Consider the following 8520-nt stretch of genomic DNA (forward strand, 5'->3'; position numbering starts at 1 on the left):
TATTGTCTTCTGAAAGAAATGAGCAGGAAACCAAATGCAATGAGGCAGGATATTGTGGCAATCGGGAAAAAATATCCTGATTGCGTAGGAACCTGTGTTGCCTGGGATTCAAAGAAAACCGCCGCATCACTACTCACAGTAATTGAAGAAGCGCCGTCGGTGTACAGTGTTACATATCCGCTGTCTGAAATATCAGATGGATATACCTTAACATAAACAATGCCTCCTGTTACCGGTATTGTAAAGGATTCTGCTCTGTTGTCTGTAAACTGATTGACTGTAATAACTGCTCCGCTCTCATCTGCATATTTTAAAATCCAGTTATGTCCTTCTGATGTATCTACCTTAAGAGTCCCCGGATTTGTTATGATCGTAAAATATGCAGGATCACTATTGGAGGCAAAAGACTGTGCAGCCATGATCTTTCCAGACAGGGAAGGTGTGGTTTCTGTACCGGATGATGTAGTCTGGACAGGCGTCTGCCCTGTTTTTACCGAATTGAATTTTTGATGCCTGATAAGGCCATTGTTGTCATAGAATGATACATAATATGTACCGGGGCCTGTGATCTCTACATTTTTGTTAAACTCTCCTTTTGAGTTGGTCGAAATCCATTCGCGTGGTAGTATTATCTCTTCTTCATTTTCAACCATTATTTCGACTCCAAGATTCCCGCGTGTTGTGCTTTTCCCTGCAACTGACAGATAACCATTGTAATCCTGTGTCAAAGGTGATGTGATTACAATCTCTCCTGTTCTGTCAATTATTTCAAAACTTCTGTAACTTGTTGCACTTGAACCAAGACTGACCTCACTTGTTGCCGGAATTTCAAATTTGTAAGTGCCTGGTGTAAGGCCGTCTGTTTCAAATTTAACAGACCATGAACCGTCGGACTGAATTGTAAATGACTTCCTGGATATTTCCTGGATTGAATTTTTCTGGCTGTACAGGACGATTGTCATTGTGATTCCGGGATTTATGGTGCTGGTCCCCTGAATCACAATGGTGTCGCCAAGATTGACCTGGTACGGTACATCAAAATTGATGATATATGCATTTGCCCCACATACCATTGTCAACAGTAAGATAAGCATGCATGCGATCTTTTTCATATCTACAGGATCAACCACTATAACATTAATGATATCTGAACAAACTGAAAAACCTCTTGCATGCTGGATGAGCAAAGAAGAGTATGGCGGAGAGATAATTGAATGTCTGACTGTAATATTTAAATCAGGAGGCTGTACCTGGAACCGCTGCAAGATGTGCGGATATAAAAGCGAAAGGTATCACAAATTGGCTGCAGAAGAGCTTTCTGCAAGAATCAAACAGCAGCTGTTTTGGGTTTTAGGAGAATTTCGACCTGATAGTTATCAGATGGTCAAAATTTTTACTTCAGGAAGTTTCTTTGACTCAAAAGAGGTGCCTTCAGATGCACGAAATGCCATAGGTGGGGCATTTAAAGGTAAAATTGTGATTGCTGAATCAAGAACCGAGTATGTCAAAAATGACATAGTTTCGGATTTTATTGGAATTATTGATAATAATTCCTGGGAAAAGCCCTTTTACGTTGCAATGGGTCTTGAAACCACAAATGATTATATCCGGGAAAAATGTATTGATAAAGGTCATACCTTTGATGATTTTAAGGATGCAGTAAGGGAGGGCAGAGATGCCGGTGCCGGAATTAAAACATACCTCATGATGAAGCCGCCATATCTTACTGAATCAGAAGGTCTTATGGATATGCAGAAATCAATAAGAGAATCCGCGCCGTACTCAGATATTATTTCAATGAACCTTTGCACCGTGCAGAACAGAACCGAGGTTGAAAGGTTGTGGAAGCAGAAGGCATACAGGCCTCCATATCTCTGGAGTGTTCTTCAGGTTTTAATTGATTCGGATATGCATGTTCACTGCGATCCTGTTGGCGGAGGAAAGAGAAGAGGCCCTCATAACTGCGGTAAGTGTGACTGGGATATTGTTGATGCCATTAAAGATTATTCACTTACAAACGACAAGGATTTGCTTAAGGTCTATTTTGATAAGGGATGTGAATGCATGGAGGAATGGCGCTATGTGTTAAAAGAGGAAAAGCCGTTCTGCATGCCTCTTACCGAATAAAATTATTTTTTTATTCATCTGACTTCAGATGTTTTGCAAGGAGCGGGAGAAAAGCTCCTGCATCGCTTACAACACCTATTGCCTGTGAAGAACCTCTGTCATTTAGTTTTGTTACTGATGCAGGGTTTATATCAACACAAATTGTTTTGACATATGAAGGAAGGCAGTTTCCGACAGCAACCGAATGAAGAAGTGTTCCTATCATAATTACCATGTCAAGCCCGTGCAGATTCTTTCTCATTTCTTCCTGTGCAGCCATAACATCAGTTATTACATCAGGTAATGGCCCGTCATCGCGAATAGAGCCTGCAAGAACAAATGGGATATTATTTTTTACACATTCATACATAATTCCTTTTTTTATGATTCCTGTTTCAACTGCCTGTTTAATTGAACCTGCCCGGATAACCTCACTTATTGCTGTTATATGATTCTTATGACCGCCCACTGCAATAGTGCCTGTATCAAGGTTCATTCCGAGAGATGTGCCAAAAAGGTTATATTCGATATCATGTGTTGCAAGTGCATTGCCGGCGAATAAGACGTCGATATACCCGTTTCGTATTATTTCCGCAAGTGCAGGGGCGGCCCTTGTGTGAATTATTGCAGGCCCTCCGACTATTCCTATTTTCCCGCCGTTATCTTTTATCTCCTTCATTTCGCGGGCGATCTTTTTTATGATGGTCTCACTGGGTCTTTCTGAAGAGACAGTATTTTGCATGAATTCAAACTGGTTGACTTTTCTTGATCTCTCCGGCGGGACAACTCTGACACCTCTTTCACCTATTACGATAAGGTCTCCCTTCTTTATTTTTGCAAGAGGTGTGCAGGAGGCGCTTAGGGAATCCTTATCAATAACGATATGGCAGTCCATCTCGATATTTTCGACAGGAATCCATTTATCTTCATTTTTAACAAATGTCGGGTGGTTTGTTGTTGAATAAAAACCTTTGGGAAGGATTCTGTCTCCTTCGGCCTCTTCAAGTTTTATATTTTCCACTTCAGGCAGTCTTGCACCGAGACGGTGAAGTTCACTGAGAATATTTTCAAGCTCTTCCTCATCCGCTGCGCTGATTATGAGCTTTGCATAACTGATATCCTGTTTTTTCTTTCCTATATCAAAGGTGGTAATTTCAAAATTGCCGCCCATATCCAGAACTTTGTCAAAAATACGGGTCATAATTCCTGAATCGATAATATGACCTTCAAGTTCAATCTCACGGGACGTTTCCATATTCTTATTATATGATCTGTAAACTATTATTTTTTTGCCATATTTTTAGAAAAAATAGCTAAAATATAGATGCTTTATAAAGAATTACTGATGATTTTAGTATTTTGTTGTAGAATTTGTTAAAATCAGGTTGAAATTCAATTTAATAAATATTATTGTCTTAATATTCTGATTCCTGTGGTTTTAGAAATTCCTAAAAAAATTTTCGGCGTTTTTTAGTTCTTCCCTTGTATTTACGTTGAATGTAAGACATGGTTCATTTAAAAGAACTTTGAGTTCTTCCTGTTCATTGCATATATTTGCACCGTTTAATATATTCAGGCCTACAGGGCATGCAACAATATCTTCAATTTCTTCTGAATAGCTGCATTTACAGTTGTTTTTGGAAAAAAGGTTCTCCGGTACCCATACTGAGCATGCCTCCTTTCCAGATTTACGGTGAAGGTCAATTGTTTTATCAATGATATCTTTGTTGATTCCGGGAAGATCTGAGACGCATGAAAAAAAAGGTGCCTGTTCTCCGGTTTCCAGTATGCATTCGATTAAATCTTCGACATAACCTGTTCCATCTGACTGATATGTTTCAATTCCGTTTGCCCTGCACCAGTTTTTTGTCATAGGAACTTTTGGCGTAACAACAACCAGAATGCTGCACCCTGCATCTTCAAAAGCGGATATCACATAAGAAAGCATGGGTTTTTCTGCCAGAGTTACAAGGGGTTTTTCTCCAAGATTCAGTCTTGTCCCAAGACCTCCGGCCATTATTAGTGACAGCACCTGATTAAAGCCTCCACAAGATATTCATTTTCATCTCTTGTTCTGACTGCGACTCTTATTGATTCCTTCAGACCAAATGACGAACAATCTCTGACAAAAATTCCGTGCTTTAACATATTTTTTGTAAATCTGCCGGAATCCTGGCCGATATTGAGAAGAATAAAATTGGTAGGGGATAAAACGTAGTCAATTCCTATCTCTTTGAATTTACTATAGAGCCATTCTCTTTCTGTTCTTATGAGCTGGCGGGATTTTTCAAGTTTGTCATAATTTTTCAATGCCAAAAGAGCAAAATTTTCTGCAAAACCGTTAAGTGTCCATGGTGGCCTGATGACTTCCATTTTTTCAATAAGCTCCGGGTCGCCGAAACCAAATCCAATTCTGAGGCCCGGGACTGAGAAGCATTTTGTAAGAGATCTGCTTACAAAGACATTTGGAAAACCTTTTCCTATAAGTGTCCCGGCACCATCGGAAAGTTCATTAAATGCCTCATCGATAAAAAGCCTGATTCCTGAAGACTCTTCTTTTATAGCTAATTCAGCTAATTCTTTAAATGAAAGAAGTCTTCCTGTTGGATTATTCGGGTTGCATATGACATGCACCTTCACATTTTTGTTGTTTTCATAGGTACATTCTGCTCCTGCAAGTCTGGCCGAAAGAGAATATTCGCCGAATGTGTGCGGGTCGGTTCTGACTTGATCACCTTTACTGGCTGTAGCATAAAAAAAAGATCTGATAACTTCAATTGAACCATTTCCAATACAGACTTCCTCTTTTTTACACCCGAATTTACGCGCAACTGAATCTTTTAGATTATGGTAGGAATCATCCGGGTATGAAGAGATCATGTCCTGACTTGGCTTCCAGCCTAAATCCGGAGGATATGGATTTAAATTGGCACTAAAGTCGATTATGTGTGTGCAATCTCCGCTATTGCAAAGCTGTGATGCTCCTCCATGCTTCACTTTATCCAAAAACCCATATTCCAAAAGATAATCTCTCCTTTTCAAATTTAGTTGAATTTAGTGGAATAAAAGAATTTGGGAGTGAGTTTCCGCCTCAGAAAGCAAATGTATATATACTTATAGATATTATCATTGGTTGTCTGAAAGCAAAAGTCTGACAAAGAGTTGCTTCTTGTCAGACATATGACAGACGCTAGTCAGTCAAATGTCGGACACGTGGTTTCAATGATGGAAAGAGTTACAATCAGATTGCCCCCTCAGCAGGTTGCAATGCTTGAAAAACTGGTGGATGCAGGAGAATTTCCTAACGTATCTGAGGCAATTAGGTATGGTGTTAGAGAACTCATTGGAAAACACGCAAACCGGGTAATTAGAGACAGCGAACAGATCTCATTTGAGATGTAATGATTGCAATTAAAAGGAGTGTAAAATTACATCGATTAAAAAGTCCGGGTGTCTAATTCAAATTTAAAAGAGGTCTTAAAGGAGGTTTATTGGATGCAATCTATAATTAACGAGGCATTAAAGCACACAGAATATGAACAGGGAATGAAAAAATCCGGCGTAATCGGTGATGAGGATTTCATTGGTCAGCCAAGAATAGTCATTGTCGGATGCGGGGGAGCTGGAAACAACACTGTCAACCGCTTATACCATATGAAGGTAAAAGGGGCAGAAACAATTGCTGTCAATACAGACAAGCAGCATCTTGAGATGATTCAGGCTGATAAGAGGGTTCTTGTAGGTAAATCATTAACAAAGGGTCTTGGTGCAGGAGGTTTTCCTGATGTTGGAAAGCGTGCGGCAGAGATGGCAAGAACAACTCTTGAAGGTCTGCTGCAGGATGCAGATCTGGTCTTCATCACTGCAGGCATGGGTGGAGGAACAGGTACTGGTGTGGCACCTGTGGTTGCGCAGATTGCAAAGGAGCAGGGCGCAATTGTTGTCGGAATGGTAAGTTATCCTTTCCAGGTAGAAAAAGCACGCCTCATACGTGCAGAAGAAGGTCTGGAAGCACTTTCCAATGCCGCAGATTCGGTTATAGTACTTGACAACAACCGTTTGATGACTTTTGTACCAAATCTGCCACTGGGTCAGGCTTTTTCAGTTATGGATCAGTTAATAGCTGAAACTGTAAAAGGAATATCAGAAACCATCACAGAACCGTCACTTATAAACATTGATTATGCTGACGTTCGTGCAATAATGAGCAAGGGTGGCGTTGCTGTTATGCTTGTCGGAGAAAGCAAGCAGCAGAACAAATCTGAGAGTGTCGTTCACGAGTGTCTTAACCATCCACTTCTTGACATTGATTACCGGGGTGCAACAGGCAGTCTTATTCATATAACGGGAGGAAGTGACCTGACCCTTTCAGATGCAGAGGAGATTGCAAGTTCACTGACATATGAACTTGATCCTCATGCGGATGTAATCTGGGGTGCACGTATCAACAGCGAATTTGAAGGAAAAGTCAGAGTAATGGCTATCATGACGGGTGTAAAAAGTGCCCAGGTTATGGGACACAGCAGCCCTGCTATGTCAAGATCAGAAATTGCACAGGGTCCGTTTGAGAGAAGAGGTTCTAATTCACATGCTATGAGTTCCTCCGGAAGAAGAGCTGCTGTAGAGCAGACAAGTGGCGGATTAATTGATTTCATTCGTTAAAAATGCCAATTAAAAAAAATTCCATAACTCCGCAAAAAATATTTTTTTTGCAGGTATGTCATTAAATCATGAAAAAATTAAAACCACTAAAATTTCCGGCAATTTTCAATCGATGAGATTTTTTTAGTTTTTAACTTGTAGATCTCGTACGAAACTCTTATTTAATATAAGGACTCTAATTTATAGAAATCATTGTGCAGTCCATGAAAGAGTGTGCAAATAACTTATACAGAGCATTAAATTTTTATGATGCTTGTTATGGAATCGGGAGTCGAACAAAAGACGAACAGCCAGAAGAATACGGATATCAAAGTTTTGGTTTGATAGCCGGAATGAGATCTTTTGTTTCGTAATTTTCATTATCCTTGATCATCCAAAAGATGTTATTTGTAAAATTCTTTTGTTTTAAGGCTGCCTTGTTTATTACTATAGGTATGTGTTGAGCATGTTGAGCGAATTGATAGAAAAAAGAAAAGTTGTTCTCCAGCAGTCGGAGGAACATAAAGAAAAACGAAATGAACTGAATGCACTTGCAAGCGCACAGGCACGCGAGCGAAACCAGCTTAATGCCCAGACACGCGAGTTTGTTGATGAGGCACAGAAGGATAAAGATCTTCGTGACAAATCAAATAATGATGTTCACCGGTTAAAGGCTGAGAGAAATGTCTTTAATGATAAGGCAAATGCACTTTTTGAAGATATTGACGCTTTTAAAAAAGAGCACGGTGCAATTAGCAACAATCGCGGTATAAAAGAACTTCAGAAGCAGATCGAACACCTTGAGATGGAACAGCAGACCAGGGTGATGAATGCAGAAAAAGAACGCGAGTTAATTGAAAAAATAAAGCAGTTCAGACTTTCTATTAGGGAACAGGAAGATGAACTGGAACAGAATAAGGAAATTCATGCTAAACTTCAGGAGGCACGTGAATTTCGTAAAAGTGCATCCGATCTTCATGCCCAGGTAACTGAAGCTGCAGAACTTGCGCAGAAATATCATGATTTGATGGTTGAATGCTATCGCAAGGCAGACAAATCACGCGAGGCAGCAGATGAAGCCCACAAGAAATTTGTAGAAGCTCAGGAAGCAGCAGATGCTGAACATAACAGTTTCATTGGATGCCAAAAAGAAATACGTGACTATGACAAGGTAATTGGCGGTCTTCGTAAGAAAACCAAAAAGACAAAAGTCACTAAAGAGCAAAAAGCAGTACGCAAGGAAGCAGAACAGGTATTCCAGCAGTTTAGAGCCGGTGAAAAACTTACGACTGATGATATTTTACTCCTTCAGCGTTCAAAACTTATTTAAAATCTTTATATTTTATTTTTAGGCAATTTTTTATACATACAAAATGAATTTTATTTAGATGCCAGATGTTAAGACACTAATATTATGTGTCGATCGTGACGACGATATTGGTTTTAAGGCAAATATCAACGAACCGGTTTTGGGAAGAGACAATTGTCTTGATGCTGCAAATAAACTAGCTCTTGCCGATCCTGAGGATTCAGATGTTAATGCCATATTTCAGGGCTTAAAAACATTTGACGAGCTGAAAGCCAAAGGTGAAGATGTATATATTTCAGTTATCGGAGGAAGCTGTTCAAACGAAATAGAGGGCGACAGAAGGATTTCATATGAGCTTGGCAAAATAGTGTGGGGTAATGAAATAAATGAATGTATACTTGTTACAGACGGTGCAGAAGATGAATTTGTTCTTCCAATAATACAGTCTGTTGTTGATGTAAAAA

At 39.6% G+C, this 8520-nt stretch carries 9 protein-coding genes; 5 read left to right on the forward strand and 4 right to left on the reverse strand.

All coding sequences use genetic code 11. From position 1 onward, the window contains the following. The coding region (locus ACTB1O_RS11560; RefSeq protein WP_462995291.1) for a hypothetical protein at nt 1-1130 on the reverse strand (1130 nt) is incomplete at its 3' end. A 10-nt stretch (nt 1131-1140) separates the two neighbouring features. Here ACTB1O_RS11560 and ACTB1O_RS11565 point away from each other — a divergent pair. Then, nucleotides 1141-2127, forward strand: a complete 987-nt coding sequence (locus tag ACTB1O_RS11565; RefSeq protein ID WP_462995292.1) for an archaeosine biosynthesis radical SAM protein RaSEA — start codon at nt 1141-1143, stop codon at nt 2125-2127. A gap of 10 nt (nt 2128-2137) precedes the next feature. On the opposite strand, the gene ACTB1O_RS11570 is transcribed toward ACTB1O_RS11565, so the two are convergent. From ACTB1O_RS11570 to ACTB1O_RS11580, 3 genes are all read right to left on the reverse strand, one after another. After that, entirely contained in the window at nt 2138-3361 is a 1224-nt protein-coding gene (locus tag ACTB1O_RS11570; protein ID WP_462995293.1) for an ornithine cyclodeaminase, nickel-pincer nucleotide-dependent, read from the reverse strand. Between the two features lie 183 nt (nt 3362-3544). Further along, complete coding sequence (locus ACTB1O_RS11575) at nt 3545-4138, reverse strand: NTP transferase domain-containing protein (RefSeq protein WP_462995294.1); 594 nt, start codon at nt 4136-4138, stop codon at nt 3545-3547. Next, complete coding sequence (locus ACTB1O_RS11580; protein WP_462995295.1) at nt 4126-5127, reverse strand: pyridoxal phosphate-dependent aminotransferase; 1002 nt, start codon at nt 5125-5127, stop codon at nt 4126-4128. Before ACTB1O_RS11580 ends, ACTB1O_RS11575 begins: the two co-directional genes overlap by 13 nt. A gap of 159 nt (nt 5128-5286) precedes the next feature. Here ACTB1O_RS11580 and ACTB1O_RS11585 point away from each other — a divergent pair, with 159 nt between their 5' ends. The 4 genes from ACTB1O_RS11585 to ACTB1O_RS11600 all read left to right on the forward strand — a co-directional run. Next, nucleotides 5287-5508 (forward strand): ribbon-helix-helix domain-containing protein, encoded by a 222-nt coding sequence (locus ACTB1O_RS11585; protein ID WP_462995296.1) that lies wholly within the window; start codon nt 5287-5289, stop codon nt 5506-5508. 93 nt (nt 5509-5601) lie between these two features. Next, the gene (ftsZ, locus tag ACTB1O_RS11590; RefSeq protein ID WP_462995297.1) at nt 5602-6768 is read left to right on the forward strand and encodes a cell division protein FtsZ; all 1167 of its coding nucleotides are present in this window, start codon (nt 5602-5604) and stop codon (nt 6766-6768) included. A 445-nt stretch (nt 6769-7213) separates the two neighbouring features. Next, entirely contained in the window at nt 7214-8077 is an 864-nt protein-coding gene (locus tag ACTB1O_RS11595; protein WP_462995298.1) for a coiled-coil protein, read from the forward strand. 58 nt (nt 8078-8135) lie between these two features. Beyond that, a partial coding sequence (locus ACTB1O_RS11600; protein WP_462995299.1) for a DUF373 family protein occupies nt 8136-8520 on the forward strand: 385 nt, incomplete at its 3' end.

This window comes from Methanomicrobium sp., from assembly GCF_055145805.1.

Bases quoted from the DNA above. Each gene is read 5' to 3' on its own strand.
- ftsZ (WP_462995297.1), top strand. From the start codon at position 5,602: ATGCAATCTATAATTAACGAGGCATTAAAGCACACAGAATATGAACAG.
- ACTB1O_RS11585 (WP_462995296.1), top strand. From the start codon at position 5,287: ATGACAGACGCTAGTCAGTCAAATGTCGGACACGTGGTTTCAATGATG.
- ACTB1O_RS11595 (WP_462995298.1), top strand. From the start codon at position 7,214: ATGTTGAGCGAATTGATAGAAAAAAGAAAAGTTGTTCTCCAGCAGTCG.
- ACTB1O_RS11565 (WP_462995292.1), top strand. From the start codon at position 1,141: ATGATATCTGAACAAACTGAAAAACCTCTTGCATGCTGGATGAGCAAA.
- ACTB1O_RS11570 (WP_462995293.1), bottom strand. From the start codon at position 3,361: ATGGAAACGTCCCGTGAGATTGAACTTGAAGGTCATATTATCGATTCA.